Origin of the sequence: Kutzneria sp. CA-103260, from assembly GCF_018263855.1 — a bacterium.
GTDB lineage: Bacteria > Actinomycetota > Actinomycetes > Mycobacteriales > Pseudonocardiaceae > Kutzneria.
Map to the genome: position 1 here is coordinate 6,499,064 of NZ_CP073318.1, position 25,855 is coordinate 6,524,918.

Consider the following 25,855-nt stretch of genomic DNA (forward strand, 5'->3'; position numbering starts at 1 on the left):
TTCCCCCATGCCTGTGTCCCACCCCCGCGTTTCCATCGTCATTCCGGTGCGCAACGAGGCGCGCAATCTGGAGCTCGTGCTCCCCCGACTCCCCGCCGTGCACCAGGTGGTGCTGGTGGACGGCCACTCGGTCGACGGCTCGGTCCAGACGGCCCGCCGCCTGATGCCGGGCATCGAGACCGTCACGCAGACCCGCACCGGCAAGGGCAACGCCCTGGCCTGCGGTTTCGCCCGGGTCACGGGCGACATCACGGTGATGTTCGACGCCGACGGCTCGGCCGACCCGGACGAGATCCCCCGCTTCGTCGCGGCCCTGACCGGGGGCGCGGACTTCGCCAAGGGCAGCCGGTTCCGCCCCGGCGGCGGCAGCGAGGACATCACGGTCTTACGCCGCGCCGGCAACGCGGCCCTGAACCTGGTGACCAACCGCCTGATGCGGACTCGCTTCACCGACCTCTGCTACGGCTACAACGCCTTCTGGACCCGCATCCTGGGGGTGCTGGACCTGCCCGCCCCGGACCGGACCGACCGCCAGTGGGGCGACGGCTTCGAGGTCGAGACGCTGATCAACTGCCGGGTCGCGGCGGCCGGCCTGCGCGTCGACGAGGTGCCCAGCTTCGAGCGCAACCGGATCCACGGAGTGTCCAATCTGGACACCTGGCGGGACGGGCTGCGGGTGCTGCGCACGATTGTCGCCGAGCACCGCCGGAGCAAGCGGGTCACCCCGGTCTACACGGACGCCGAGCTGGACCCGGTGGTCGAATGATCACGTCGTCGGTGGTGATCTGCTGCTACACCGAGCGCCGCTGGGACGACATCGTCGACGCGGTGAAGTCGCTGACCGAGCAGACCGTGGCGCCGCACGAGGTGCTGCTGGTCGTCGACCACAACGAGGACCTCAAGCGCCGCGCGGAGGGTGCCTTCGACGCGGTGAAGGTCTTGGCCAACAAACGAAGTCGCGGCTTGTCCGGCGCCCGCAACACCGGGGTCGACCACGCCGTCGGCGAGGTGGTCGCGTTCCTTGACGACGATGCCCGGGCCGATCCGCAGTGGCTGCAACGAATGCTGGAGCCCTACGCCGACCCAGCGGTCGCGGCGGTCGGCGGCAAGGCGTATCCGGTGTGGCCGGACGGCACGGCTCCGAGCATGCTGCCGCCGGAGCTGGGCTGGGTGGTGGGCTGCTCGTTCACCGGCCAGCCGACCGAGCCGGCCGAGGTGCGCAACGTGATGGGCTGCGCGATGTCGTTCCGCCGCGACCTCGTGCTGGAGCTGGGCGGTTTCGCGGAGTGGATCGGGCGGATCGGCACGACCCCGTTGGGCTGCGAGGAAACGGAGCTGTGCATCCGACTCCGGCAGCGGTTCCCGGGCCGGAAGGTGCTGCTACGGCCGGACGCCACGGTTCGTCACCGGGTGACCGCGGACCGCACGACCTGGCGGTATCTGGCCCGGCGGAGCTGGGCGGAGGGCCTGTCGAAAGCGGCGATCTCGCAACTGGTCGGGGCCCAGGACGCGCTGTCCACGGAGCAGTCGTACGTGCGCGTGACGATTCCGAAGGCGCTGCTCCGAGAGGTCGGGCGGCCCGCCTTCGGCGCGTTGCTGCTGACCCCGTTCGCGGCCGGTGTGGGCTACCTGAAGGGCAAGATGTCCAAGCTGACCAGGGAAATCCCGGTCGCCGCGCCGGCCAAGCCGGACCGCACCGAGGATGCACCGCCCGAGCCGGCGCAGTGGCCGTCGGTGAGTGTGGTCATCGCGACCGCGGGCCGGGTCGACCATGCCGAGCGGTGCGTGCGAAGTGTTCTCGACACGCGGTATCCGGATCTGGAGATCGTGATCGTCGACAACCATGGCCAGGCCAACCGGGACCTGGCCCGGCTGGCCGAGATGGATCAGCGCGTTCGGTACCTGCGGGAGGCGGTGCCCGGGGCGAGCCGGGCCCGCAACGCGGGCGCGGCGGCGGCCAGGGGCGAGGTGCTGGCGTTCACCGATGACGACGCGGTGGTCGACGAGCGATGGCTGGCCGAGGCGGTGGCGGAGATCGAGGCCGGTGGCGCGGACTGCGTCACCGGCCTGGTGCTGCCGAAGAGCCTGGACACCCAGGCCCAGCAGTGGTTCGAGGCGTTCGGCGGCTTCGGCAAGGGTTTCGAGCGGCGGCGGTTCGGGCCGGACGAGCCGGTGCCGGACGCGCTCTACCCGCTCTCCCCCGGCATCTTCGGCTCAGGCAACAACATGGTGTGGCGGCGGGACTCGTTCCGGAGGCTGGGCGGTTTCGACGAACGGCTCGGCCCCGGCCGAGCGACCAAGGCCGGTGAGGACCTGGATCTCTACCTGCGGCTGATCACCGCCGACGGCCGGCTCGACTACACGCCGAACGCCCTGGTGTGGCACGAACATCGGGAGACTCTGCCGGAACTGCGCAAGCAGCTGCGCGGCTACGGCACGGGCCTGGCGGCGACGTTCCTGTTGCACGCCATGCGTCCCGGCGGCGGCCGCCAGATCGCGCAGCGGCTGCGGCTCGGCCTGCGACTGCTGTTCGCCGCCGACTCCAGCAAGAACGCCCAGCGGGGACCGGACTTTCCGCGCAAGCTGGTGTTCGACGAGCTGTACGGCATGACGCTGGCACCGTGGCGGCTGACCGCGGAGTTGGTCAAGAGGTGGCGTCGGTGAGCCGGCTTCCGGCGACGGTGCTGCTGCTCGTCACGCTGGCCGTTGCGGCGCTCGCTGTATCCAATATGGACAGCCCAGCCAGGATAGTGCTGACGGTCGGCTTCTTCCTGCTGGTCCCCGGGCTGGCGGCGGTGGCGTTGGCCCGGCCAGCCTGGACCTCGGTCACCTGGGCGCTGGCGATCGGCGTCAGCGTGGCGGTGGATGTGTTGGTGGCACAGGCGATGTTGCTGCTTGGCTGGCATCCGATGTGGGCCTTCGGCGCGCTGCTCGCGGTGAGCGCCGGGCTCCTGGCCGTACAGGTGGTGAGGCCGGCATGACCGAGGTGTCAACCCGGCCGGGCCGGGCGGCGTTGACCGACGGCGCGGCGCTGTCCACCAGCGCGGTGATCACGGGCGTGGTGGGCCTGTTCTGTTGGCTGGTCGCCGCGGCAACGCTGCCGCAGGCGGCGGTCGGGGCGTCCTCGGCGTTCGTGTCGGGCTTCATGCTGGTGGCCGGTATCGCGCAGCTGAACGTCGGCCTGGGGGCTCTGCGTTGGCTGCCGCAGGCGGGCCGGCAGACCGGTCCGATCGTGCTGCGCTCCTACCTGTTGGTCGCCGCCGTCGCCGCCGTGACCTCGGTGGTCTTCCTGTTGCTGCCGGCCGGCAAGGTCGTGCTGCACGTGGGCGGGCCACTGCTGTTCGTGGTGGCGTCGGTGTGCTGGGCGCTGTTCCAGTTGCAGGACTACATGTTGGCGGCGCTGGGCAAGGCGTGGTGGGTGCCGATGTTCAACGGCACCTTCGGCGTGGTGCGGGTGGCGGCGCTGCCGGCGCTCGGCATCGTTCTGGGGGCGCTGGGTGTCCTGGTGTCGTGGATCGTGCCGACGGCGGCGATGATGCTGGTGGCGATCGTCGCGATCACCCGGCTGGCCGTCAAACACCGCGGGCCGGCGACGCTGCCGCAGCCGCAACAGGTGTTTTCCTATCTGGGGCCGACATATCTGGCCACGCTGGGCACGACGCTGCTGTACAACTCGGTGCCGCTGCTGGTGGTGAGCACCCACGGCACGTCGGTCGGCGCGACGTTCTTCGTGATCTGGACCGGCGTGAACGCGGTCGACTACGCCATCAACGGGTTCGTGAACTCGCTGGTGCTGCGGGGTTCCCGTCGGCCGGAGGAACTGCCGGCGGCGCTGCGCATGGTGGCGGTCAAGCTGCTGCCGATCGTGGTGGGCGGGGCGATCGTGGGCGCGGTGCTGGCCCCGTTCCTGCTGGGCCTGTTCGGTCACGCCTACGCGGCGCAGGGCACGGAGGCGTTGCGATTGCTGTTGCTGGGCATGGTGGTTCGCACGGTCGTGGCGCTCTCGGTCGGCGTCCGGCTGGCGGCCGGCCGCGGCCTGGCGGCGGCGGTGGTGCAGGCGTCGAGCACCGTGCTGGTGCTGTCGGCGGTGCTGCTGGCACCCGGCTCGACCGGTCTGGTCGGGCCGGCGGTCGGCTTCCTCGCGGCGCAGGTCGTGGTGGCGGCAGTGGTTGGTCCGGGCCTGTTCCGCATGGTGGTGAAGTCATGACTACGTTGAAGACAAGGCAGGACTGGCTCGCCCCGGCGATCTGCGTCTTCGCCGCAGTGGTCTGGGCGCTGGCCGTGCAGCCGGTCGACCCGGGCACGTTGGGCTCACTGGGCCTGGCCGCGTCGATCTCGCCGGCAGTACTGGTCGGTGTGGCGCTGCTGTCGGTTGGCTTCGTGTTGGAACTGCGGTCGGAGAATCCGCGGAGCTGGGTGCTCACAGGGGCTTGTTTCCTGGCCGTGCTCTGTGCCTACGGCCTGCCGTCGTTGGTGGAGCCGGCGGCCCGGCTGCCGGTGGCCTGGCTGCACGCCGGCTGGAGCGGGTACATCGAGCAGCACGGCCAGATTCTGCACAACTTCGACGCGAGGTTCAGCTGGCCGGCCTTCTTCGGCTTCATCGCCTGGCTGACCAAGGTGTCCGGGGCCACGGACGCGACGGTGTTCCTGGCCTGGGCGCCGCCGGTGTTCACCGGCCTGGCGGCAATCGGCGTGCATGCCCTGGCGTCGACTGTGCTCGGCAAGGGGCGCGGGGCGTGGCTGGCGGTCTGGCTGTTCCTGGTCGTGAACTGGGTGGAGCAGGACTACTTCTCGCCGCAGGGCCTGGCGTACCTGATGTACTTGGCGGTATTGACCATCGCGCTGCGGTGGCTGTGCCGTGGCGGCCTGACGGAGACGAGCGTGGTCAGCGACGGCCGCACGAGACTGGCCGTAGCCGGGTTCGTCGTCCTGGTCTGCGCGATGGCCCCCGAGCATCAGGTGACGCCGTTCGCCCTGGCCGGGCTGGTGATCGTCCTCGCGCTGACCAGAATGCTGCGGTCGCCGTGGCTGGCGGTGATCGCCGTGGTGATCCCGTTGGCCTGGTTGGCCCTGGGGGCCAAGGAGTACTGGATCGGCCACCTGAACGACCTGTTCGGCGGGGTCGGCGACCTGTCCGGCTCCGTACAGCAGAACGTGGGGCAGCGGTTCTCCGGCGACGCCGGGCGGATCGTGATCCTGGCAGTCCGATGTGGACTGTCGATACTGGTGGTCGGGCTGGCCGCGCTGGGCTGGCATCGGCTGCCGAAGACCCGGCCGATCGTGCTGGCGGTGTTGGCGCTGCTGCCGTTCGGCCTGGTCGGACTGCAGTCGTACGGTGGGGAGATGCTGCTGCGCAGCTACCTCTACGCGCTGCCGCTGCTGTGCACGCTGGGCGGGGCCGCGCTGGCGACCATGATCGACCGCCTGCAGGCGGCGTTGATCACCGGTATCGGCCTGGGGATCGCCGCTATGGGCCTGGTGACGGCCCGCGGCGGCAACGACGCCTATGTGGCGTTCCGCTCCGACGACGTCAGGGCCGTCCAGGAGGCGTACCGAGAAGCCTCGCCGGGGCAGCACATCACCGCGCTCGCCGGCTACCTGCCGATGCAGTGGGCCCGGGTGGGCGAGGTCCAGCAGCTGTCCCTGGAGCTGAAATGCCCGCCCGGCCCGGACGAGGCGCCGTGCGTGCGCAGCCTCGGGCCCGAGTTCGTGATCGTCAATCCCGCCCAGGACGCCTACGGCCACATGCTGCTGGGGCTGGATCCCGGCTGGACCAAGCAGGCCGTCGCCGGCCTGGAGTCCAGTGGCTACCGGGAGAAGCTCCGCATCGGCGACACCGTCCTGCTCGAACTGGGAGGCACTCGATGACCGCCGTCTACGTCGGTTGGACCGGCCGCGGCAACCTGGGCGACGACGCCATCGCCGACGCGCTCCTGCACCACATTCCCGACGTCGCACCTTGGCACGTGCCGACCGACCCGACGGCGTTCGCCGCCCGACTGCTGGCCGGCGCCGGCGTCGGGGCGCGCCGCCGGTCGGTGCTGCTGGGCGGCGGAACCGTGGTGGGGCGGCGGAACTGGCGGATGCTGCTGGCCGCGACCAGCACCCTGTTGGCCCGCAAGCGCCCGTGGCACCTGATCGGCATCGGCGTCGAGGACCCGGCCTTCCAGGGCCGGGCCTCGTTCTCCGACCGCGAGGAACTGCGGCGGTGGGTGGACATCTGCGGCTGGTTCGAGCGGATCACCGTGCGGGGCCCGCGTTCGCAGGAGCTGCTGGCCTCGGTCGGCGTCGCCTCGGAGGTGGTCGGCGACCCGGCGCTGCTGCACGCCCCGATCGGTCCCGTCGAGCCGAAGGAGCGGCTGCTCGGGCTGAACCTCGGCTTCGGCGACGACCTGTGGGGGCACGACCACGACCGCGTCATCGACGAATCCGCCTGGCTGGTGCGGAAACTCGTCGGCGACGGCTGGTCGGCGCGACTGCTGGTGATCAACCTGAAGGATCTGCCGTTCGCCACGGCCTGCGTCGAGCGGGCCGGTGTGGACGCCGAGATCCGGATCGCCACCACGGTGTCGGACTACATGGAAGGCGTGGCCGACTGCACGGTGCTGGTGGCGGAACGCCTGCACGCGCTGGTGTTGGGGGCGGCGGCCGGAGTTCCGCTCGTCGGGCTGGAGTACCAGCCGAAGTGCGCCGACTTCCTGGCTTCCGTTGGCAGTGTTGAACGTTCGCTGCGCACCGACTGTGTGACCAGTGCCGCGCTGATCGAGCTGGTACGTGAGCTGGCCAGCAACCGCGAGGCCGAGTCGGCCTTGCTGACCACGCATGTCGACGCGCTCAGGGAGTCGCTGCTGGAGGAGGTCGCCTGGATCCGCAACCGGCTGTCCGCCAGCGACATCGTGGGGAGCACGCCATGAACCGGGTTCTCGAACAACTCCGGCTGGAGATCGGCTTCCTCACCAAACGGGCGCTGGTAAACGCTTTCGCCGGCAGCACCCTGGTGCCGCGGCCGCTGCGCTGGGCCGTCTACCGGCTCTGCGGGGCCCGGATCGACACCATGAACGTGTTCCCGGGCCTGCAACTCGCCGGACCGCCGTCGAATCTGACGGTCGGCCGGGGCACGTTCCTCAACGTCGGCTGCTTTCTGGAACTGGTGGCCCCGGTCCGTATCGGCCGGGACTGCCAGCTCGGCATGCAGGCGATGGTCGCCACCTCGCACCACAAGTCCAATATGGACAAGAGCCCTACCGGCCGGCCGGTGGTGATCGGCGACCGGGCGTGGATCGGTGCGCGGGCGGTGATCCTTCCCGGCGTGACGATCGGGGACGACGTGGTCATCGCCGCCGGCGCGGTGGTCGTGCACGACTGTGACAAGCCCGGCACCTATGCCGGGGTTCCGGCACGGTGGATCAAGGAGGCGGCATGAGGATCGCGTTGGCGGCCGCACTGGCCGCGGTGTTCGCGGCCACCACCTGCACCGGCCCCACCCAAGCGGCGCCGCAGGAACCCCAAGCGCCGCAGGGGTTGCAGGGTCATCACCTGGTGGCCGACGAGGAGTTCAACGGCTCGACACTGGACCCGAACCGGTGGAACCCGTACAACAGCAAGTCCACCAACCAGGTCTCCACCTGGTCGTCCTCGCAGCTCAAGGTGACCAACGGCGAGTTGCAGATCATCGGGCAGGGCAAGGATCCGACGGGCGCCGCGAACAAGTCCGGGGCGCTGTGCTGGTGCAAGGGCGACGGCAACCGGACCTACGGGCTGTGGGGCATCCGGGCGAAACTGGATCCCGGCAAGGGTTACGCCCCGGCGTTCCTGCTCTGGCCGCAGTCCAACCGGTGGCCCCAGGACGGCGAGACCGACATCATCGAGACCGTGCACCCGCAGCGGGCCTGGGACCTGGCTTCGGTGCACTGGGGCGACCCGCCCAACGGGGACCGGGAGAGCGGCAAGGTCTACGGCGACTTCACCGGCTGGCACGTGTACTGGGTGGACTGGCGGCCCGACCACATCAGGATCTACGTGGACCGGACCCTGGTCTATGACACGACCACCAGCAAGAAGAAGCCGGTGATCCCGAACACGCCGATGCACATGGTGATGCAGCAGGAGCCCGGTCCGTACGCGCCGAAGGTGTGGCTGCCGGGGCCGGATCAGTCCACACCGGACAAAGTGATCGTGCACGTGGACTGGGTACGGGTCTACGACTGAGGTCATTGACCACGTTCGCCATGGCTGGTAGGCCATCAGTCATGGCGCAACGTGACCCGTGGCTGGACGTGCACGCCCACTTCGTGACGGAGCGGTACCTGGAGCAGGCCCGGGCCAACGGCCACGCCGAGCCGGACGGCTGGCCGACGGGCCTGCCCAGTTGGAGCGTGGACGAGGCGCTGGAGTTGATGGCGGCGACCGGGGTCGGTGCTGCGGTGCTGTCGGTGTCGTCGCCGGGGGTGCACTTCGGCGACGACGCAGCGGCCCGCGATCTGGCCCGGCACGTCAACGAGGCGGGCGCGGAGATCGTCGCGGCGAACCCGAGCCGGTTCGGGCTGTCGGTGTCGCTGCCGCTGCCTGATGTGGACGGCGCGCTGGCGGAGTTGGCCTACGGCTACGACACGCTGCACGCCGACGCGGTCGCGTTGAAGACCAACTTCCACGGTCGCTACCTGGCCGACCCGGCCTTCGAGCCGGTGCTGGCCGAGATGAACCGGCGCGGCGCGGTGGTGACGCTGCACCCGACCTCGGCGCCGTGCTCGGACCGGACGGCCCTGGGCTATCCCCGGCCGATGATCGAGTTCTTGTTCGACACCACCCGCTGCGTCATCGACCTGGCGATGAGCGGCACCCTGGCCCGCCACCCGGACATCCGCTGGATCGTGCCGCACGCCGGCGCGGTGTTGCCGGTGCTGGCCCACCGCGTCGCCGGCATCGGCCAGATCACCGGCAAGGCAGTGGACATGCCGGCGGTGTTGGGCGGCCTGTACTACGACCTGGCCGGCATGCCGCTGCCGGTGGCGCTCGACGCGCTACTCCAGGTCGCCAGCCCCGACCGACTGCTGTACGGCAGCGATTTCCCGTTCACACCAAGCGAAGCCGTTACCGCGCTGGCCGCAGCGCTGCGCGAATCCCCGGCGGTGCAAGGAGCGCCGCTGGCCGCCACCGCCGCCGAGCTGTTCCCTAGGCTAGGCGGAGCTGGCGCGTAGACAGGTAGCGGCGGCGATCGGTGACGAGGATCGCCGCCAGCACACCGACGATCAGCCAGCCGAAGAGCTCGGTGATTCCGGTGTACAGCCCGGCATCGCCGGTGACGGCCGCCCGCAACCCGAGCACAGCGCCGTGGGTCGGCAGGAAGTCGGCGAGGGCGTAGAACGGGCTCGGCAGCGTGGACACGATGCCCGTGGCCGCGCCGAGCACCAGCACCGCCAGGGAAGCCAGCCGGCCGGCGCGGCCGAAGATCGCGGTGACGGCCTGGTTCAGCGAGACGAAGGCGAACGCCGCCAACAGGGCGACGCCAAGGAACTCGAAAGAGCCGCCGACTCCCAGTCCCAGCGCGGGAATGGCGATCGCGGTGATGGCGACCGCGGCCAGTGCCGCCGCCGTCGCGCCGGGCAGGGCGGCCCGGGCGATGATCTGCCACGTGGGTTCGCGGGCGGTCAGCACGGCGTCGGGGACAGCCCGCGTGACCAGATAGGTGGCCAATGCCAAGGCCCACAGAGCGATGACCGCGAACAGTGTGATCGCCAGCGCGCCGGAGGAGGTGCTGTCCGAGGCGAGCGTGGTCGGGTCGGCGGCGATTGTCTTGAGGTGACTGCGTTCCGCGTCGGTGTAGTTGGGCACCTGGTCACGCCCCTTGTCCAATGAGGACGAAAGCTGCTGGGCGCCGTCGTTCACCTTGCCGGTGCCGTCGCTGAGCTGCTGTGAGCCGCCGGCCAGCTGCTGTGCGCCGGAATTCGCCTGCTGCACACCGGTGTTGAGCTGCCGGGCCCCATCGGCGGCGGTGGCGATGCCGGCAGCGAGCGTGCCGGATTGCTTGGCCAGCTGGGCGTTTCCGTTGGCCACCTGCCGCGCTCCGCTGGCCAGCACCTGGATGCCGTCACGGACCTGCACGGCCTGGGCCCGCATGGCGGCCTTGGCCCCGTCGATCTTGCCGGCGTCGGCGGTGAGCCGGGCCGCCACCTGTCGCAGGTTGTCGCAGAACTGGACGTCGCCGCTGCACTGGTCGGCCAGTTTCTGGACGTCGGCCGTCGAGGCCGAGGCCGACGGCAGGGCGTCGATGGCGGCGATGATCTGGTTGGCCAGCGGCACGATGGTGCCCGCCAGTTTCTCGTTGCCCTGCGCGACTTGCTCCGCCCCATCGGCCAGCTTCTTGGTCAGCGCCGGCAGCTGCGCGGTCTGTTGCTGGGCTTCGGTGAGGCCACTGGACAGCTGGGCCGAGCCGGTGGCCAGCTGGGCAGTTCCGCTGGCCAGCTTGGCCGCGCCGTCGGCGACCTGCTGCGCGCCCGGCACGAGCTGCCGGGTGCCGTCCGCGAGCTGCCCGGCCCCGTCGGCGGCCTGGTTGATCTGGCCGTGGATGGTGGAGAACCCGACGTAGATGTTGTCCAGGTAGGTCTCGACGATCTGGTTGTTCAGCGTCTGCTGGGTGCCGTCGGCGATACGTTGGGACAGCGCCGGATCGACGACGCCGGAGCTGGCCGAGGTCTTGATGTCGACCACGGCCCGGCTGGCGTCCAGCGGCTTGCCGCTGGCGGCGGAGGTGGCGCGGGCGGAGAAGTCCGACGGGATCGTCACCACCGCGGCGTAGGTTCCGTCGTCCAGCCCCGAACTCGCGTCGGAGGCGTCGGTGAGCACCCACTTGTAGGCCGAGCCGGAGCTGTGCGTGAGATCGCCGGTCAGCTGTCGGCCCAGCGGGATCAGCTGCCCGTTCACCTTGACCGGCTGGTCGTTGTTGACCACGGCCGCGGTGGCGGTGCCGTGGTCGGTGTCCGGCGACCACAGCGCCCAGCTGAGCAGGCCCATGATCAGGACCGGCACGGCGATCAGCCCGGTCCAGGTCTTCCAGGTGAGCGGCCCGGTGGCCAGCGCACGCGCGGAGTTGGCGAACGGCTTGAACATCAGTGCACCTCAACGGGCTGGGCGAGGGAGAACAGGCGGGCGTCGGCCGGCAGCAGGTCGGCCAGGCGGTCCGGGTCCTGGCAGGTCAGCACGAACGTGGCCGGACGCCCGGAAGCGGTGCGGCGGCGGGCGATCAGGTCGCGCAGCACGTCCCGCTCGTCGGTGCGCAGCACCAGGTCGGCGTCGTCGACCAGCACGAGCTCGATGTCGTCGGCGAGCGCGGCGGCCACTTCGCTCGACGGCGCGGTGATGTCCCGGCAACCGATCACCGTGACCTCGCGGCGCAAGGCGTGCACGTGTTGCGGCAGCACCCGGCCGAGCACCTTCAGATCGCCCTTGAGCTTGGTGACGCGGCCGCCGATCGTGTACAGCAAAGCGGTCTTGCCCGCGCCGTGCGCCACCAGCACGCCGCCGCGCGGCAGGTGCAGGTCGATGTCGTGGTAGACGGACCGGCCGCGATCGTCGTCCACGCCAAGGCTGTGCGCGCTGATCGCCTCGTCCACGCCGGGCCAGCCGGCCAGCCGCAGCTCGTGCACCAGGGAGTCGCCCTCGGCGTCGAACACCGGCAGCGCGCGGTCCAGCTTCGGCGGCAGGCCCCAGGCCCGGTGCCCGAGCAGCGCCAAAACCGCTGGCACCAAGGTCATCCGTACCACGAAGGCGTCCACGAACACGCCGACAGCCAGGCTGAAGGCAATCGGCTTGATCGTCGCGCTGCCCTCCGGCACGAACGCGGCGAACACCGCGAACATGATCACCGCCGCCGCCACGACCACCCGGGACGCCGAGATGAAGCCGAATTCGATGGCCTGGTCCGGATCTCCGTTGTGCACATGGTGCTCGCGGATGCGGGACACCAGGAACACCTCGTAGTCCATGGCCAGTCCGAACAGGACACCCATCAGGATGATCGGCAGGAAGCTGATCACGCTGCCGGTGTGGGTGACCCGCAGCGCGTCGGCCAGATGTCCTTGGTCAAAGACGAAAGCCGTGGCGCCGAAGGCCGCGCCGACCGAGAGCAGGTAGCCGGCGGTGGCCTTGATCGGGACCCAGATCGAGCGGAACACCATGGCCAGCAGGATCAGCGACAGCCCGACCACGAGAATGCCGAACGGCAGCAGGGCGTTGCCCAGCTGGGCCGACACGTCGATGCCGACCGCGGTGATGCCGGTGACGGCGGTCTGCGTGCCGTAGGCGGCGAGGAAGTGGGCCTCCTGGCCGCGCAGCCGGTGCACCAGGTCGTCGGTCTGCGGCGAGTCCGGCGCGGTGGTCGGCACCACCTGGATGATTCCGGTGTCGCCCTTGGGATTCGGGGTGGCCAGCGGCACCGCGGCCACGCCGGGCATGGCCTTGATCTCGTCGGCGATCTTGTTCACCAGGCCGACCGGGTCGGTGCTGGTGACGATGTCGGCGGTGACGATCAGCGGCCCGTTGTAGCCGGGGCCGAAGTGCTCGCTGACCACGTCATAGGTGTCGCGGGCGGGGCTGCCCGACTCCTCGGTGCCGTTGTTGGGCAACGCCAGCCGCAGGTCGGCGGCCGGGAGCGTGGCCACGGCCAGCACGCCGACGACCAGAACCACGGTGAGCAAAGGAATCCTGGTGACGGCGCGGACCCACCAGCGGGCCACCTGTGGCTTGGCCCGGCGCTTCTTCCGGCGGGGAGTGCGCGGCTTCAACCGCTTGCCGGCCAACGCCATCAGCGCCGGCACCAACGTGATCGCGATGCACACGGCCAGCGCGACCGCGACGGCGGCGGCGATGCCCATGGTGGTGAGGAACGGAATCCCGGCCACGGCCAGCCCGATCAGGGCGATCACCACGGTCAGCCCGGCGAAGATCACCGCGGAGCCGGCGGTGGCGGTCGCGCGGGCGATGGACTCCTCGACATCGAGCCCTTCGGCCAGCTGATCTCGGTGGCGGGACAACAGGAACAGGGCGTAGTCGATGCCGACGGCCAGCCCCAGCATCACCGCCAGCATCGGGGCGGTGGAGGAGATCGGCACCACCAGCGTCGCCCCGTAGACGAGGCTGATCGAGATGCCGACGCCCAGCACCGCGGTGAGCAGCGGCATGACGGCGGCGAGGATCGACCGGAACATCAGCACCAGCACCAGAAGCGCGATGACCAGGCCGATGCCCTCGGTGGGGCTGAGCTTGGGCACCCGGTTGGAGAAGGCGTCGCCGCCGGTGTAGACGTGCGTGCCGGTCTTGGCGGCGAGATCGTCGGCGATGGTGGTGAGCTGGGTTTTGGTCGACGGATGGAGTTGTGGCTGCTGCACCGTCAGCGGCACGGCGATCAGCGCCGCCCGGCCGTCGCCGGAGACGCCGCTGGAATTTCCGAACGGGTCGACCGCGGTCGCGACCTGGTCCACCTTCTTGATGCGGTCGATCGTGTCGGCCACCGCCTGTTTGGTCGCGGCGGTGTCCACACGCTGGCCGGCCGGGGCCAGCACCACCAGCTGGGCCGAGACGCCGGCGGTCTCCGGGAAGACCCGCTTGAGGTGGTCGAGCGCGTCCTGCGACTCCGAGCCGGGGATGGCGAACGTGTCGTCGGTGCCCTGGTTGAGCAGCAGCGCGCCGCCGCCGGCGGCGGCCAGGACCACCAGCCACAGGGCCAGCACCAGCACTCGGGCCCGGGCGGCAGCCCGGCCGAGGCGGTAGAGGAACGAGGACACGATCGGCTCCCTGGTCTGCTTGGATACGTCATGTATCGTAATACGTGGTGTATCCGATGCACCGTGTATCCTTAGTCACGCGATCGGGTGAGAGAACATGGCAGGTGTGACCCGTCGACGGGCACAGACGCGGGAACGGCTGATCGAGGCCGCCTACGAGGTGTTCGCCGAACACGGCATCCGGGACGCCCCGGTGGAGCTGATCTGCGAGCGCGCCGGCTTCACCCGCGGCGCCTTCTACTCCAACTTCGACAGCAAGGAGCAACTGTTCCTGGCCGTGCACGAAGTGCAGGCGCAGGAGCGCATCGACCGGTTGCGTGTCTCGGTCGACGCCGCGATCGAGGCCGCCGACATCGCCGACCCCGACGTGGCCACCGACGTGCTGCGGCAGACCGGCGAGCTGTTCATGGAATCGCTCGCCTCGGACCGCACGTGGTACCAGCTCAACGTCGAGTTCAGCGCCCAGGCCCTGCGCCAGGAGGACCTGCGCCCGCTGACCGCCGACGCGGAGACCCGGTTCCAGGACGCGCTGTCGGAGATCCTGCTGACCACGCTGGACCGGCTGGGCCGGCGGCTGACCGTGGACGTGCACAGCGCCGTCCTCACGATCATCGCCCTGTACGAGGCCACCTTGAAGCGCGCGATCCTGCGCGGCACCGACGACCGGCACTACGTGACCGAGGTGCTGCCCCGGCTGTTCGCCGCACTGATCGTCCCGACCGAGAAGGAATCCCGATGAGCCGCGCCCGCCGCATCGACACTCACCAGCACGTCATCCCGCCCCGCTACGCGGACTGGATGCGAGACAAGGGAATCCGGCCCGGCGGCATCGACCTGCCGTCGTGGTCGGAGTCCGCGGCGCTGAAGTTCATGGACGGCCAGGACATCCAGACCGGCGTGCTGTCGCTGTCCACGCCCGGGGTGTACTTCGGCGACGTGCCCGAGGCGCGGTCCTGGGCCCGCGAGGTCAACGAGTTCTGCGCCTCGGTAGTCACTGAACGGCCGGACCGGTTCGGGTTCTTCGCCACGCTGACGTTGCCCGATGTCGAGGGCGCGCTGGCCGAAGCGGCCTACGCGCTGGACGAGCTGCACGCCGACGGCATCGTGCTGCTGGCCAACAACGACGGCCGCTACCTCGGCGACCCCGCGTTCGAGCCGCTGCTGGAGTTCCTGAACCGGCGTTCCTGTGCCGTGTTCGTGCATCCCGGCGAGCTGCCCGCGCCCGAGGTGCCCGGCATTCCCACCTTCACCGCCGACTTCCTGCTCGACACCACCCGGACGGCGATCAGCCTGATCCTGTCCGGCTCGATGCAGCGCTACCCGGACATCAAGTTCATCCTGGCCCACGCCGGCGGCTTCGTGCCGTACATCTCCTACCGGATCCTGCTGACCATGCTGAACGCCAAGAACAAGGCGCAGCAGCTGTGGACCATGGTCGACCAGAAGCACCAGGTGCCCAAGCAGCTGGCGGTGATGCGGCAGTTCTACTACGACGTCGCCCTGTCGGCGACGCCCGCGGCGCTGCCCAGCCTGCTGGAAGTGGCCGACCCCGACCACATCACCTACGGCAGCGACTTCCCGTTCGCGCCGGTCCCGGCGATCGGGTTCATCACCAAGCAGTACGAGGACTTCCGGATGCACAGCTCGCTGCGGGCGGCGATCGACCGCGGCAACTCCGAGGCGCTGTTCCCCCGATTGAAGGTATGATGTGCCCGTGACCTCGACCGCGTGCCGGAACTGGTGGCGTCCCGCTTAGGGACGGCCGCCACGCATGCCTGCCGTCCGGAAGGACGGCTTTGTCACCTCTCCCCGTGAGTGGTCCGTCCGCCGGACCTCGATTCCACTGGGAGACAAGACATGGACGCCATCACCCGCAGCGCCGAGCTGGAACTGGAGATCCAGGCCAACCCCGGCCGGTTCCGCGTGCTCACCGGGGACCGCCCGACCGGACCACTGCATCTGGGACACCTGTTCGGCACGTTGCAGAACCGGGTGCGGATGCAGGACCTCGGCGTGGACCTGTTCGTCATCGTCGCCGACTACCAGGTGCTGACCGACCGTGACGTGGCCGACCGGCTGGCCGAGACCGTCGAGGGGCTGGTGCTGGACTATTTGGCCGTCGGCATCGACCCCGAGCGGGCCACGGTGTTCACGCACAGTGCCGTGCCCGCGCTGAACCAGCTGCTGCTGCCGTTCCTGAGTCTGGTGACCGTGCCTGAGCTGCAACGGAATCCGACCGTGAAGGACGAGATCGCACACTCCCGGCAAGCCTCGGTGAGCGGACTGATGTTCACCTATCCCGTGCACCAGGCCGCAGACATCCTTTTCTGCAAGGGAAATCTCGTGCCGGCGGGTCTGGACCAGCTGCCGCACGTGGAGATCACCCGGCTCGTCGCGCGCCGGTTCACCGAGCGCTACGGCCCGGTGTTCCCGGAGCCGGACGCCTTGCTGTCGGCCGCGCCGGTGCTGCTCGGCACCGACGGCACAAAGATGAGCAAGGGTCGGAACAACGCGATCACCCTTGGTGCTTCTGACGATGAGACGGCCCGGCTGCTCAAGGGTGCCCGTACCGACGCCGAGCGACACATCACCTACGACCCGGCCAACCGGCCCGAGGTATCCAGCCTGGTGCTGCTGGCCGCCCTGTGCCAGGACCGCGACCCGGTCGACGTCGCCGCGGAGATCGGCAACGGCGGCGCGGCGGCCTTGAAGCGCACGGTCACCGAGGCCGTCAACGAGTTCCTGGCCCCCATGCGCGCCCGCCGTGCTGCCTACGCCGCCGACCTGACCTACGTGCGCAAGATCATCCAGGTCGGCAACGAGCGGGCCAACGCCATCGCCGACCAGACCCTCGCGGAGGTGCGCCAGGCCATGGGCACGGTGTACTGACGCACGCGCCGGCGAGGCGCTGCTGTCCCCTCGGTGACCCGCCTGATGGTGACCACCTTCGCTGGTCCCGCTCAGGAGACGATCTTCCCCAGCACCTCGTTGAACGCCTCGGTCGAGCTGGGGTGGGTGTAGATCGAGGTGCGCAGCTCGGTGGCGGTGATGTTGTGCCGCATGGCCAGGGCCACGGTGTTGATGATCTCCTGGGCGTCGATGCTGAGCAGGGCGGCGCCGAGGATCAGGTCGGTGTCGGCGTCGATGACGAACTTCATCACGCCACGGGTCTCCTCGACGGTGTAGGCGCGGGGCATGGCGGTGATGTCGGCGACCTTTTCCCGTGCCACCTTGATGTTCACCCCACGGGCCCGGGCCTCGTGCTCGGTCAGGCCGACGGTGGCCAGCGGCGGCGTCATGAACAGCGTGTGCGGCACGGCGACGCGGTCGGTGGTGGTGCGCTTGCCCTGGCCCAGCAACTGGTCCACGACGATCCGGGAGTCGTCGAGGGCGATGTAGGTGAACTGCGGGCCGCCGTTGACGTCGCCGAGGGCGAAGATGTGCGGCTGGCTGCTGCGCAGGAACTCGTCGACCACGATGGCGCCGTTGGGCGCGGTCTGCACGCCGGCGGCGTCGAGCCCGAGGTCAGCGGTGACGGGACGACGACCGGTCGCCGGCAGCAGGGCGGAGGCCTCGACGGTGTGCCGCTGTCCGTCCTTTGTGTACACCACGGTCGAGGTGTTCCCGTTGTCCCGCACCTCGGTCACCCGCGCGCCGGTGACGATCCCGATGCCGTCGCCGGCCAGGATCTCGGTCGCCACCTCGGCCACGTCCTCGTCCTCCCGGGGCAGCAGCCGGTCGGCGGCCTCGATGACCGTGACATTCGTGCCGAAGTGCCGGTAGATGGAGGCGAACTCCAGCCCGAGGTAGCCGCCGCCGATGACCACCAGGCTCTCCGGCAGGTCGCCGGCCTGGATGAGTTCGGTGCTGCTGACCAGGTTCGTGCTGTCGGCCAGGCCCGGAATCGCCGGGATGACCGGCTCGGCGCCTGTACTGATCAGGATCGTCGGCGCGGTCACGGTGATGCGGTCCTCGCCCTCGCCGACTGACACGGTGTGCGGGTCCACGAAGACGGCTGTGCCGGTGATGACGGTGGCGGTGTCCTTGCCGTCCAGGGAGGCGAAGTTGCCGGCCCGGAAGGTGGCGGTCAGGGCCCGGACGCCCTCGATGGAGTTGGCGAAGAACTCCTGGGCATCGTCCTCGACACGCCGCGAGTTCGAGTAGTGCACGAGCATCTTGGTCGGCACGCAGCCGACGTTCGGGCAGGTACCGCCGTACATGTCGGCCGACCGCTCGACCAGGATCACCCTCTTGCCGGCGTCGGTGAGCGCGTGCGCGGCGATCTTGCCGCCCTTGCCGAAGCCGACGACCAGGACATCTGCGGTGAGTGCGGTTGTTGTCATACCTTGAACGTACGAGGCTTCAACTGATACAAACAGCCCCGTTCGGTTCACTTTTCCGCCCGAGAGTCTCACCATGGATGCGATCAGCCGGCTGTTGCGGATGGCCCGACTCGGAGCCAGCCTCGACGAGCGCTGCCTGCTGGGCGGGGCCACCCGGATGAACGTGGCCGCCGCCCCCGAGTTGGAGGCGGCCTTTCACGTCCTGCTCGACGGCGAGTGCCAGATGCAGTTCGGCAGCACGGTGCTGGACCTGCGGGCCGGGGACGTCGTGCTGATCCCCAGCGGCGTCCCACACCGGGTGATCACCCCCGGCCAGGGGCGTCCACAAGGGACGGTCGATATCCCTGGCAACGCTTTCGTGACGAAGCGGAGCGAAGGCGAACCGGTCATCGATCTGTTCTGCGGCCACTACTCGTACGATGCGGGCGCGGGCGCGGTCCTGTTCCGCAGCCTGCCCAGTCCGGTGCATGTCTCGTTTGGACAGAGCGAAGTGCTGCCGATGCTGAGCGCCTTGATGCGTGGGGAGGCGAGACGCGAGGGCGACGGCACCGCAGCGATCATGGCCGCGTTGTGCACCGTGTTGCTGGCCATGGTGTTGCGCTCCTCCCCCGCGACCGCTGCCCTGTGGACCGCGCCGTCCGACCCACGTATCGCCACAACGATTGAGGGAGTGTTGGCCGATCCCGGGGCTGACTGGTCCATCGACCGGCTCAGCCGCGCGGCGGTCATGTCACGGGCGACTTTTCTGCGCCACTTCGGGCAGCAGACCGGCATGACCGTCGGCGCTTTCCTGGCCCGGGCCAGGGTGATGGCCGCTGCCGACCTGTTGCACACCAGCGACTCGACCGTGGCCACGATCGCCGCTCAGGTCGGCTACCAGTCCGAGTCGGCGTTCTCCCGTGCCTTCCGGGCCGAGGTCGGCACCACGCCGGCCCGCTTCCGCCGCGACCAGCAGCTCCGTCACTGACCTCGCCGGGGTCGCAACGCGCCGAATCCGTTGCGGGCCACCATGACCAGGGCCGCCCGACGCCAGCCGCGGGCCGGATCGGGTTCCAGTCCGCGACCCATGCGATGCATCTGGTCGGTGTGCCAGTTGAGGTTCAGGGCACCGTCGAGGGCGGACAGTTCTCCGAAGCGCCGCATGATCGAGCGGGCGCCGAACTGGATCGGCGGTGCTTCGAGGCGTTCCCGGCCGCGGTCGAGCAGTTCGACGGCCGCGTCCGGGTTGACGACCGTCGGCCGGCCGAGTCCGACCAGGTCGCAGTCACGTGCGGCCACGGCGGCCGTCATCGTCTGCCTGGTCCGGAAGCCTCCGGTGACGGCGATGGGCACATCACCGGCCAAGTCCATGACAGTTCGGGCGTAGTCGAGGAAGTAGGCCTCGCGGGCTGCGGTGGATTCGCGGACGGTGCCCATCATCACCGGCTTCTCGTACGAGCCGCCGCTGATCTCGATCAGGTCGATGCCCTCCGCGACAAGAGCGCGGACGACCTCCCGCGACTCCTCTTCGGTGAACCCGCCGCGCTGGAAGTCGGCCGAGTTGAGCTTGATACCGACCGCGAAGCCCGGCGACACCCGGCGGCGGATGGCGCGCAGGACTTCGAGCACGAAGCGACGGCGGCGTTCGGGATCACCGCCCCAGTCGTCGGTGCGCTGGTTGGATCGCGGCGAGAGGAACTGGGTGACGAGATAGCCGTGCGCGCCGTGGATCTGGACGCCGTCGAAGCCGGCCGCCTCGGCGACGGCCGCGGCGGTGCCGAAGCGGTCGACGATCGCCAGGATCTCGCTCTCGGCGAGGGCTCGCGGCCGGGCCATGCCAGGGATGCCGGAGGCGATGGCGCTGGGGGCCACCGGCCGGCTGCGACCGGCCAGCGGATTGGCCTGCCGACCCGGGTGGTTGAGCTGCATCCACAGCGGGGAGCCTCGATAGGCGCCAGCCCAGCGCCGCAGGCCGTCCAGGTGACGGTCGTCCTCGATCACCACGTTGCCCGGTTCGCCCAGCTGCCGGCGGTCGATCATCACGTTGCCGGTGACGACCAGGCCGTAGCCGCCCGCGCCCCACCGCCGGTAGAGCCGTTCCAGCTGCTCGGACGGTCCGTGGTCGCGGCCGCCGAGAGCTTCGCTCATGGCCGACTTGACCAGCCGGTTGGGCAGCAGCTGGCCGCAGGGCAGGGTGACGGCGTCGGCGAGCCGGCGCGTGGCGTTGACGTCCTGGACCGGCATCCGCACACCTCCATAAACACCACAGTTTCCGATATAAACGGTACTGTTTCTGAACATGGAGGCGAAGTCAAGCTCTCCGCTCCGGCCGAGCGTGTGGAGCCTGCCGGCGGGGCGGCACGGCCTGGCCCGTGAGCTGGTGAGCGGGTCGCAGCGCGAGCGCCTGCTGTACGGGGTGATGGTGGCGACCGCCGAGCTCGGCTACGCCACGACCACCGTGGCCGATGTGCTCGAACGTGCCGGCGTCTCCCGGAAGACCTTCTACCAGCACTTCACCGACAAGCTGGAGTGTTTTCTGGCCGCTCACCAGGTGGGCCGGGACGCGATGATGGCCGCTGTCTTCGCGGTCATCGAACATCCGCTGGACGATCCGGTGGAGCAGCTGCGCGCCGTGAACCTGGCCTATCTGTCGGCCGTGGCCGACGAGCCGGCGTTCGCGAAGGCCTTTTTCGTCGAGATATACGGCGCCGGCCCGGAGGCCCGGGAGCGCCGGCTGGACTGTCGCCGGGAACTCGCCGATCTGCTGCATATCTGGCATTCGAGCCTGCCCGGTCGGCATCCCGAGTACCGCCCCATCCCGGCCACCGCCTGCGCCGCCGCCATGGGCGCGGCCGACACCCTGGCCACCGACTATCTCCGGCTGTACCCGGCCGACGGCTTGGTCGCGCTCGAACCGGACATCAGCTACGCGATCCTGGCCCTGCTGGGCCTGCCGCAAGCCGCCGACGCCGTCGCTGCGGCCCGGTGAGAGATCCGGGCCGGCCGCGACGGCGTTGTCGACTGCTCAGCGGACGTGGTGCACCCACCCGTCGGGGGGCCGTGGTGCATGTCCACCGGCCGCTGGTGCACCTTGTCCAGGCCGATGACCGTCTCCACGAGGTCCGACCCCGTGTCCGGCTGCTGTCTGGCGACGTCGGCCACCAGCCGAGAGAACGCCAGCCGGCTCTCGCGCATCTGTTGCTGCTGCCGCTGGATGTCCTGCTGCTGGCGCAGGAGAAGTGACTGCAGGGCCGACTGCGGATCCACCGGGCGCAGCGCGCCGGGGTGCTCCACCGACTCCCGGATCAGGGCCAGGCCGACCAGGGTGTCCAGGGCGTGGTGGATCTCGGTCTCGGTGACGCCCAGATGCGCCGCGAGGCCGGCCGGCCCCCAGCCGGGCTCGGCGAGCATCACCCGGTGGACCGATTCCGCCAACGAGTCCAAACCCAGGCCGACTGTTCCCCTTTCCCCAGCCGGATTCCGCGCGGCAGGTGCGCGTCCTCCGTGACCGTTCGCCCGGATCGCCGGCCGGCCGACACGGTCGAGCCCCAATCACCTATCGACGTCCCCGCAACGGATTCAAAGTGTGCGGGGGGGCATTGACCGGCGCTGGCGGGCCCGACTACCCGAACGTCACCCCAGACGGTCACACGCCTTGCCCATCCGGCCCCCGGCCCGGGCATCCCGGCTGGTCACTGGACTGAAACGCTGGGATGACGCCCCACGGCCCTGCCGCGCGAACACGTCTACTTGGCTCAACCCGAAGGTGGGAACCCCTGCTCAGCGCCGGTTGCCGCCGCGTCACCGACCCGGCACGCACCGCCACCGGACCCGCTCGACGCGGCCCGCGCCAAGCCCCGTTCTCTCCCGCGCCAACGTCGGTCCCGCCGTCCGACACGGCCCGGTTCTCACCCGGCCAGGGCCTTCCACGGCCGCACCGCGAATTCGTTTTCGCACCGGCCGGCACCCGTAACAACAAAAACCCCCGGACCATCGGCCCGGGGGTTTTGGCTCCTCCAGCTGGACTCGAACCAGCAACCCTGCGATTAACAGTCGCATGCTCTGCCAATTGAGCTATGGAGGAATGTTCTGTTGTTCTTCGTCTCGCGGTCTCCCGCTCGACTGGTGATAACTGTAGCGCATGCCGTCGAGGGGGTTTCACACACCCCCCTCCAGCGGGTACGCACAAGGGGTCAGGACGGCGGGCGGCGAAGCGGAGGACCCGACCATGAAAACTTTCCTGCTGGGTGTCGCGGTGGGCTACGTGCTGGGCGCTCGCGCTGGTCGAGAGCGGTACGACGAGCTGGTGCGAGCCTACCGGCGACTCAAGGACCACCCCGCGGTGCAGGGTGTCGCGGGGGTGGTCAGAGCCAAGCTCGGCGGTCCCGAGGCGTGATCAACGTCGCACCTGGGCCACGGCGAACACTCGCCGGAACGGGAACCAGGTGGTGCCGTCGGACCGCGCCGGGTACTGCTTGCGCAGCTCGACGGCCAGCTCCGCACGGAACTCCGGCCACGCGCCCTCGTCGAGGGCTGCCCTGATCGGGCGAAGTGCGGTGCCTGTCACCCATTCGAGGACAGGGTCGGGTCCGGACAGCCGCTGGAGGTAGGTCGTCTCCCAGGCGTCCACCTCACAGCCGGCCTCCACAAGCACATCCGCATAGCCGGCTGGGTCGAGCACCGCCAGCGGCTCGCGCAGCGACAGCTCCGACAGCTCACGCTGCCACCTCGGGCGGCCTGCGACCTCGCGGATCGTGGTGTGCGACGGCGACGAAAAGTTGCCCGGCACCTGCATCGCCAGCCAGGCGCCGTCCGACAGCTCGCGGGCCCACCGGCTCAGCAGCGCCGCGTGGCCCGGCACCCACTGGAGCACGGCGTTGGTCACCACGACATCGGTGTCGGGCTGCGGCTTCCAGTCGTTGACATCGACCACCGCGGCGTCGATTCCCCGCTCCCGCGCCGCCGCCACCATCTCCGGCGACGAGTCCGACGCCTCCAGCTCCGCCCCCGGCCAGCGCTGCCCCAGCGTCGCGGTCAGATTGCCCGGCCCGCAGCCGAGATCCACCACCCGGCGCGGCTTCTCAGCCGCCACCCGGCCGACCAGGTCATGGAACGGACGCGCCCGGTGATCGCCGAACGCGAGGTACTTGGCGGGATCCCACATCGTCAACCTCCACACAAACCGTACGTACGTCTTTTATAGTGCCTAGACGAGTCCCCCGCCAGACCCCATGCCCCATGGTGCAGCCGAACGCCCACCAGCTCAGCGGCCATCACGCCACCACAACCGGCCGGCACGCCACCGCCTTGCCGCCCCTCAGGACAGCCGGGCCGCCACCTTCTCGGCGAGCTTCGCCACCGCGGCCGGGTCGACGCCGGCATCGGCCCGGACCTGGAGAATCGTGCCGTCCTGGCCGGGCACCCGACGCCGCACGAACCACGCGCCGCCACCCGGCAGCTCGTGCCGGTGCCGGTCCACGATCGACTGCGTGACCCGCCGCTGCACCGCCTCGGGCAGCTTGCCCGGCTGCTCCAGCGGATACCGGCACGGCGGCTGGTCGGTCAGCAGCACCGCCGCCCCCGCGCTACCGCTCTCCACCGCGGCGATGACGGTCAGAGCGGTGCCGTCCCAGGTGGCCTTGCTGACCAGGTGCCAGCCCAGCCGCTCCTCGCCCGGCAGCCACAGCCCGAGCGACGTCGCCACCACCGGCTCACCCCCGGAGGTGCAGCTCGCCGCCACGCTCTCGTTCTCGGCGAGCGGACCGGCGAACCCCTCGGGCATCCCGGTCAACCGCCGGCGCAACCAGCTCAAAAGCCACCGATCCCCTGCTCGCGCAACGCCTTCTTGTACTCCTCCAGCGCCACCAGGTCGCCGAACAGCTCCCGGTACTCGGCCTCGTGCGTCACCGGCGACAGCCGCTGCAGCCGAGACTTCAGGTCGGCGACTTGCTTGGCCACCAACGTTTCCTGCAGCCGCGCCACGATCACCTGCACGAAGCGGATGTCCAGTTCGGACTTCATCTGCACCCGCTCGACCGCCAGCTCCGTCACCAGCGACCGCAGGCTCTGATGCTGCAGCTGCTGACTGACGGCGTCCACGAATGCCGGCCCGGAGATGCCGCAGGAGGCCCCGCCCGCAGCGATGATCGCCCGGTGCACCTCAAGGTAGGAGGGATCGCTAAACGCCTCCTCGGGAACCGAGTCGTAGTACGGCCCGGCCAGCGCCGGCGCCTGCAGAGCGACCTTGAGCGCCTCACGCTGCGCCCACAGCAGGGGGTCGTCCCGACGCGGCCGCGCCGGCCCCGAAACGTCCAGTCCGAGGGCGCCCTGGCTCGGGTCGGCCTGCACCCGACGGCCCCGCCGCGCGGGCTCACCGCCACCGCCGCCGGAGGACTCCCGCACCCGCCGCACGACCGTGTTGGTGTCCTCCCAACCGACCCAGCCGGCGAGCTGCCGCGCGTACTCGTCACGCAGCGAGACGTCCTTGATCTGCGCCACCATCGGCACCGCGCGGCGCAGCGCGTCCACCCGCCCCTCGGCGGTGTCCAGGTCGTGCTCGGCGATCAGGGCCTTGATGGCGAACGTGAACAGCGGCTGCCGCCGCGCCACCAGGTCGCGCACGGCCGTCTCGCCCTTGCTCTGCCGCAACTCACACGGGTCCATGCCGTCCGGCGCGATGCAGACGAAGGTCTGGGCCGCGAACTTCTGCTCGTCCTCGAACGCCTTCAGCGCCGCCTTCTGCCCGGCCGCGTCGCCGTCGAAGGTGAAGATGACCTCGCCTCGGAACGCGTCGTCGTCCATCAACAGCCGCCGCAGCACGGAGATGTGGTCGCTGCCGAACGCCGTGCCGCACGCCGCGACGGCCGTCGGCACGCCCGCGGCGTGCATGGCCATCACGTCGGTGTAGCCCTCGACCACCACCACCTGGTGCCGCCGGGCGATCTCCCGCTTGGCCAGGTCGATGCCGAACAGCACCTGCGACTTCTTGAAGATCGGCGTCTCCGCCGTGTTGACGTACTTCGCCTCGATGCGGTCGTCGTCGAACAGCCGCCGCGCGCCGAAGCCGACCACGTCGCCGCCGAGGTCCTTCAGCGGCCACAGCAGCCGCCGGTGGAACCGGTCGATCGGGCCGCGCTGCCCCTCCCGGGACAGCCCCGACTTGTACAGCTCCTCCAGCTCGAAACCGCGCCCCAGCAGGTGCTTGGTCAGCAGATCCCAGCCGGCCGGCGCGAAGCCGCAGCCGAACGTGCTCGCCGTCGCCTCGTCGAAGTCCCGCTGCGCCAGGTACTCCCGGGCCTTGAGGGCGTCCGGCGTGCGCAGCTGCTCCATGTAGAACTCCGACGCCGCACGGTGCGCGTCCAGCAGCCGGCTACGGGTGCCGCGGTCGCGCTGCACGCTGGCGCCGCCGCCCTCGTAGGTCAGCTGGATGCCGACCCGCTCGGCCAGCCGCTCCACCGACTCCACGAAGCTGAGGTGATCGATCTTCATCACGAAGGCGATCACGTCCCCGCCCTCGCCACAGCCGAAGCAGTGGAAGGTGCCGTGCGTCGACCGGACGTTGAACGACGGGGTCTTCTCGTCGTGGAACGGGCAAAGCCCCTTCAGCGCGCCGCCGCCGGCCCTGCGCAGGGCGACGTACTCGCCGACCACCTCGTCGATCCGGTTGCGGTCGCGCACCTCGGCGATGTCACTGTCCCGGATGCGTCCTGCCACAACATCCGAGTGTAGGCGGCCACCCTCGCGACAGGATCAGCG

The 25,855-nt window shown here is 70.1% G+C and carries 23 protein-coding genes and 1 tRNA gene; 15 read left to right on the forward strand and 9 right to left on the reverse strand.

Going from position 1 to position 25,855, the window contains the following annotated elements; genetic code table 11:
- Positions 1-7 precede the first annotated feature (7 nt).
- Genes JJ691_RS28475 through JJ691_RS28515 form a run of 9 tightly spaced genes read left to right on the forward strand, consistent with a single transcriptional unit; the run spans position 8 to position 9,197 of the window.
- A complete protein-coding gene (locus tag JJ691_RS28475; RefSeq protein ID WP_211762684.1) occupies positions 8-766 on the forward strand; it encodes a glycosyltransferase family 2 protein in 759 nt (252 codons plus the stop codon).
- The gene (locus tag JJ691_RS28480) at positions 763-2,664 is read left to right on the forward strand and encodes a glycosyltransferase family 2 protein (protein WP_211762685.1); all 1,902 of its coding nucleotides are present in this window, start codon (positions 763-765) and stop codon (positions 2,662-2,664) included. Before JJ691_RS28475 ends, JJ691_RS28480 begins: the two co-directional genes overlap by 4 nt.
- Positions 2,661-2,981: a hypothetical protein gene (locus JJ691_RS28485; RefSeq protein ID WP_211762686.1), complete on the forward strand. Its 321-nt coding sequence runs from the start codon at positions 2,661-2,663 to the stop codon at positions 2,979-2,981. The genes JJ691_RS28480 and JJ691_RS28485 overlap by 4 nt, the downstream gene beginning before the upstream one ends.
- Positions 2,978-4,207 carry a hypothetical protein gene (locus tag JJ691_RS28490; RefSeq protein WP_211762687.1) on the forward strand — a complete coding sequence of 410 codons (1,230 nt, stop codon included), beginning with the start codon at positions 2,978-2,980 and terminating at the stop codon, positions 4,205-4,207. Before JJ691_RS28485 ends, JJ691_RS28490 begins: the two co-directional genes overlap by 4 nt.
- Positions 4,204-5,868, forward strand: coding sequence for a hypothetical protein (locus JJ691_RS28495; RefSeq protein WP_211762688.1), 1,665 nt, complete (start codon positions 4,204-4,206; stop codon positions 5,866-5,868). The genes JJ691_RS28490 and JJ691_RS28495 overlap by 4 nt, the downstream gene beginning before the upstream one ends.
- Positions 5,865-6,914: a polysaccharide pyruvyl transferase family protein gene (locus tag JJ691_RS28500; protein ID WP_211762689.1), complete on the forward strand. Its 1,050-nt coding sequence runs from the start codon at positions 5,865-5,867 to the stop codon at positions 6,912-6,914. The genes JJ691_RS28495 and JJ691_RS28500 overlap by 4 nt, the downstream gene beginning before the upstream one ends.
- Positions 6,911-7,423 carry an acyltransferase gene (locus JJ691_RS53085; RefSeq protein WP_211762690.1) on the forward strand — a complete coding sequence of 171 codons (513 nt, stop codon included), beginning with the start codon at positions 6,911-6,913 and terminating at the stop codon, positions 7,421-7,423. Before JJ691_RS28500 ends, JJ691_RS53085 begins: the two co-directional genes overlap by 4 nt.
- A complete protein-coding gene (locus tag JJ691_RS28510) occupies positions 7,420-8,208 on the forward strand; it encodes a glycoside hydrolase family 16 protein (RefSeq protein ID WP_211762691.1) in 789 nt (262 codons plus the stop codon). Before JJ691_RS53085 ends, JJ691_RS28510 begins: the two co-directional genes overlap by 4 nt.
- 41 nt (positions 8,209-8,249) lie before the next feature.
- Positions 8,250-9,197 carry an amidohydrolase family protein gene (locus tag JJ691_RS28515; protein WP_211762692.1) on the forward strand — a complete coding sequence of 316 codons (948 nt, stop codon included), beginning with the start codon at positions 8,250-8,252 and terminating at the stop codon, positions 9,195-9,197.
- On the opposite strand, the gene JJ691_RS28520 is transcribed toward JJ691_RS28515, so the two are convergent.
- Both JJ691_RS28520 and JJ691_RS28525 read right to left on the reverse strand, forming a co-directional pair.
- On the reverse strand, positions 9,172-11,106 hold the full coding sequence (locus tag JJ691_RS28520) for a YhgE/Pip domain-containing protein (RefSeq protein WP_211762693.1): 1,935 nt from the start codon (positions 11,104-11,106) through the stop codon (positions 9,172-9,174). The genes JJ691_RS28515 and JJ691_RS28520 overlap by 26 nt on opposite strands.
- Positions 11,106-13,778 (reverse strand): MMPL family transporter, encoded by a 2,673-nt coding sequence (locus JJ691_RS28525; RefSeq protein ID WP_211762694.1) that lies wholly within the window; start codon positions 13,776-13,778, stop codon positions 11,106-11,108. The genes JJ691_RS28520 and JJ691_RS28525 overlap by 1 nt, the downstream gene beginning before the upstream one ends.
- Positions 13,779-13,875: 97 nt before the next feature.
- On the opposite strand from JJ691_RS28525, the gene JJ691_RS28530 reads away from it, so the two are divergent.
- The 3 genes from JJ691_RS28530 (at position 13,876) to trpS (ending at position 16,667) form a co-directional block, all read left to right on the forward strand.
- The gene (locus tag JJ691_RS28530) at positions 13,876-14,517 is read left to right on the forward strand and encodes a TetR/AcrR family transcriptional regulator (protein WP_211762695.1); all 642 of its coding nucleotides are present in this window, start codon (positions 13,876-13,878) and stop codon (positions 14,515-14,517) included.
- Positions 14,514-15,485, forward strand: coding sequence for an amidohydrolase family protein (locus JJ691_RS28535; RefSeq protein ID WP_211762696.1), 972 nt, complete (start codon positions 14,514-14,516; stop codon positions 15,483-15,485). The genes JJ691_RS28530 and JJ691_RS28535 overlap by 4 nt, the downstream gene beginning before the upstream one ends.
- Positions 15,486-15,635: 150 nt before the next feature.
- Positions 15,636-16,667, forward strand: a complete 1,032-nt coding sequence (trpS, locus tag JJ691_RS28540) for a tryptophan--tRNA ligase (RefSeq protein WP_211762697.1) — start codon at positions 15,636-15,638, stop codon at positions 16,665-16,667.
- A gap of 71 nt (positions 16,668-16,738) precedes the next feature.
- Here the strand turns inward: trpS and JJ691_RS28545 are convergent, their stop codons facing one another.
- Positions 16,739-18,121 carry a dihydrolipoyl dehydrogenase family protein gene (locus JJ691_RS28545; RefSeq protein WP_211762698.1) on the reverse strand — a complete coding sequence of 461 codons (1,383 nt, stop codon included), beginning with the start codon at positions 18,119-18,121 and terminating at the stop codon, positions 16,739-16,741.
- A gap of 73 nt (positions 18,122-18,194) precedes the next feature.
- Between JJ691_RS28545 and JJ691_RS28550 the strand changes: the two genes are divergently transcribed.
- The gene (locus JJ691_RS28550; RefSeq protein ID WP_211762699.1) at positions 18,195-19,088 is read left to right on the forward strand and encodes an AraC family transcriptional regulator; all 894 of its coding nucleotides are present in this window, start codon (positions 18,195-18,197) and stop codon (positions 19,086-19,088) included.
- On the opposite strand, the gene JJ691_RS28555 is transcribed toward JJ691_RS28550, so the two are convergent.
- Positions 19,082-20,344: an NADH:flavin oxidoreductase/NADH oxidase family protein gene (locus JJ691_RS28555; protein WP_211762700.1), complete on the reverse strand. Its 1,263-nt coding sequence runs from the start codon at positions 20,342-20,344 to the stop codon at positions 19,082-19,084. The genes JJ691_RS28550 and JJ691_RS28555 overlap by 7 nt on opposite strands.
- 55 nt (positions 20,345-20,399) lie before the next feature.
- Here JJ691_RS28555 and JJ691_RS28560 point away from each other — a divergent pair, with 55 nt between their 5' ends.
- The gene (locus JJ691_RS28560; RefSeq protein ID WP_211762701.1) at positions 20,400-21,089 is read left to right on the forward strand and encodes a TetR/AcrR family transcriptional regulator; all 690 of its coding nucleotides are present in this window, start codon (positions 20,400-20,402) and stop codon (positions 21,087-21,089) included.
- Here the strand turns inward: JJ691_RS28560 and JJ691_RS28565 are convergent.
- Both JJ691_RS28565 and JJ691_RS28570 read right to left on the reverse strand, forming a co-directional pair.
- Complete coding sequence (locus JJ691_RS28565) at positions 21,026-21,535, reverse strand: hypothetical protein (protein ID WP_211762702.1); 510 nt, start codon at positions 21,533-21,535, stop codon at positions 21,026-21,028. The two genes, JJ691_RS28560 and JJ691_RS28565, sit on opposite strands and share 64 nt — an antisense overlap.
- A gap of 573 nt (positions 21,536-22,108) precedes the next feature.
- Positions 22,109-22,184 (reverse strand) — tRNA-Asn (locus JJ691_RS28570).
- Positions 22,185-22,328: 144 nt separating this feature from the next.
- Between JJ691_RS28570 and JJ691_RS28575 the strand changes: the two genes are divergently transcribed.
- Positions 22,329-22,496, forward strand: a complete 168-nt coding sequence (locus JJ691_RS28575) for a hypothetical protein (RefSeq protein WP_211762703.1) — start codon at positions 22,329-22,331, stop codon at positions 22,494-22,496.
- Here JJ691_RS28575 and JJ691_RS28580 read toward each other — a convergent pair whose 3' ends face one another.
- The 3 genes from JJ691_RS28580 to dnaG form a co-directional block, all read right to left on the reverse strand.
- Positions 22,497-23,264 carry a trans-aconitate 2-methyltransferase gene (locus JJ691_RS28580; RefSeq protein WP_211762704.1) on the reverse strand — a complete coding sequence of 256 codons (768 nt, stop codon included), beginning with the start codon at positions 23,262-23,264 and terminating at the stop codon, positions 22,497-22,499.
- A 153-nt stretch (positions 23,265-23,417) separates the two neighbouring features.
- Positions 23,418-23,882 (reverse strand): hypothetical protein, encoded by a 465-nt coding sequence (locus JJ691_RS28585; RefSeq protein ID WP_211762705.1) that lies wholly within the window; start codon positions 23,880-23,882, stop codon positions 23,418-23,420.
- A gap of 26 nt (positions 23,883-23,908) precedes the next feature.
- On the reverse strand, positions 23,909-25,813 hold the full coding sequence (dnaG, locus tag JJ691_RS28590; protein WP_211762706.1) for a DNA primase: 1,905 nt from the start codon (positions 25,811-25,813) through the stop codon (positions 23,909-23,911).
- Positions 25,814-25,855: the final 42 nt, after the last annotated feature.

What these genes read in the sequence shown, in the direction of transcription:
- JJ691_RS28585 (WP_211762705.1), bottom strand. Translation starts at nt 23,882, where the DNA reads ATGCCCGAGGGGTTCGCCGGTCCGCTCGCCGAGAACGAGAGCGTGGCG.
- JJ691_RS28515 (WP_211762692.1), top strand. Translation starts at nt 8,250, where the DNA reads ATGGCGCAACGTGACCCGTGGCTGGACGTGCACGCCCACTTCGTGACG.
- JJ691_RS28500 (WP_211762689.1), top strand. Translation starts at nt 5,865, where the DNA reads ATGACCGCCGTCTACGTCGGTTGGACCGGCCGCGGCAACCTGGGCGAC.
- JJ691_RS28550 (WP_211762699.1), top strand. Translation starts at nt 18,195, where the DNA reads ATGGATGCGATCAGCCGGCTGTTGCGGATGGCCCGACTCGGAGCCAGC.
- JJ691_RS28535 (WP_211762696.1), top strand. Translation starts at nt 14,514, where the DNA reads ATGAGCCGCGCCCGCCGCATCGACACTCACCAGCACGTCATCCCGCCC.
- JJ691_RS28560 (WP_211762701.1), top strand. Translation starts at nt 20,400, where the DNA reads ATGGAGGCGAAGTCAAGCTCTCCGCTCCGGCCGAGCGTGTGGAGCCTG.
- JJ691_RS28520 (WP_211762693.1), bottom strand. Translation starts at nt 11,106, where the DNA reads ATGTTCAAGCCGTTCGCCAACTCCGCGCGTGCGCTGGCCACCGGGCCG.
- JJ691_RS28555 (WP_211762700.1), bottom strand. Translation starts at nt 20,344, where the DNA reads ATGCCGGTCCAGGACGTCAACGCCACGCGCCGGCTCGCCGACGCCGTC.
- JJ691_RS28480 (WP_211762685.1), top strand. Translation starts at nt 763, where the DNA reads ATGATCACGTCGTCGGTGGTGATCTGCTGCTACACCGAGCGCCGCTGG.
- JJ691_RS28490 (WP_211762687.1), top strand. Translation starts at nt 2,978, where the DNA reads ATGACCGAGGTGTCAACCCGGCCGGGCCGGGCGGCGTTGACCGACGGC.
- JJ691_RS53085 (WP_211762690.1), top strand. Translation starts at nt 6,911, where the DNA reads ATGAACCGGGTTCTCGAACAACTCCGGCTGGAGATCGGCTTCCTCACC.
- JJ691_RS28510 (WP_211762691.1), top strand. Translation starts at nt 7,420, where the DNA reads ATGAGGATCGCGTTGGCGGCCGCACTGGCCGCGGTGTTCGCGGCCACC.
- JJ691_RS28530 (WP_211762695.1), top strand. Translation starts at nt 13,876, where the DNA reads ATGGCAGGTGTGACCCGTCGACGGGCACAGACGCGGGAACGGCTGATC.
- JJ691_RS28580 (WP_211762704.1), bottom strand. Translation starts at nt 23,264, where the DNA reads ATGTGGGATCCCGCCAAGTACCTCGCGTTCGGCGATCACCGGGCGCGT.
- trpS (WP_211762697.1), top strand. Translation starts at nt 15,636, where the DNA reads ATGGACGCCATCACCCGCAGCGCCGAGCTGGAACTGGAGATCCAGGCC.
- JJ691_RS28495 (WP_211762688.1), top strand. Translation starts at nt 4,204, where the DNA reads ATGACTACGTTGAAGACAAGGCAGGACTGGCTCGCCCCGGCGATCTGC.
- JJ691_RS28575 (WP_211762703.1), top strand. Translation starts at nt 22,329, where the DNA reads ATGAAAACTTTCCTGCTGGGTGTCGCGGTGGGCTACGTGCTGGGCGCT.
- JJ691_RS28475 (WP_211762684.1), top strand. Translation starts at nt 8, where the DNA reads ATGCCTGTGTCCCACCCCCGCGTTTCCATCGTCATTCCGGTGCGCAAC.
- JJ691_RS28545 (WP_211762698.1), bottom strand. Translation starts at nt 18,121, where the DNA reads ATGACAACAACCGCACTCACCGCAGATGTCCTGGTCGTCGGCTTCGGC.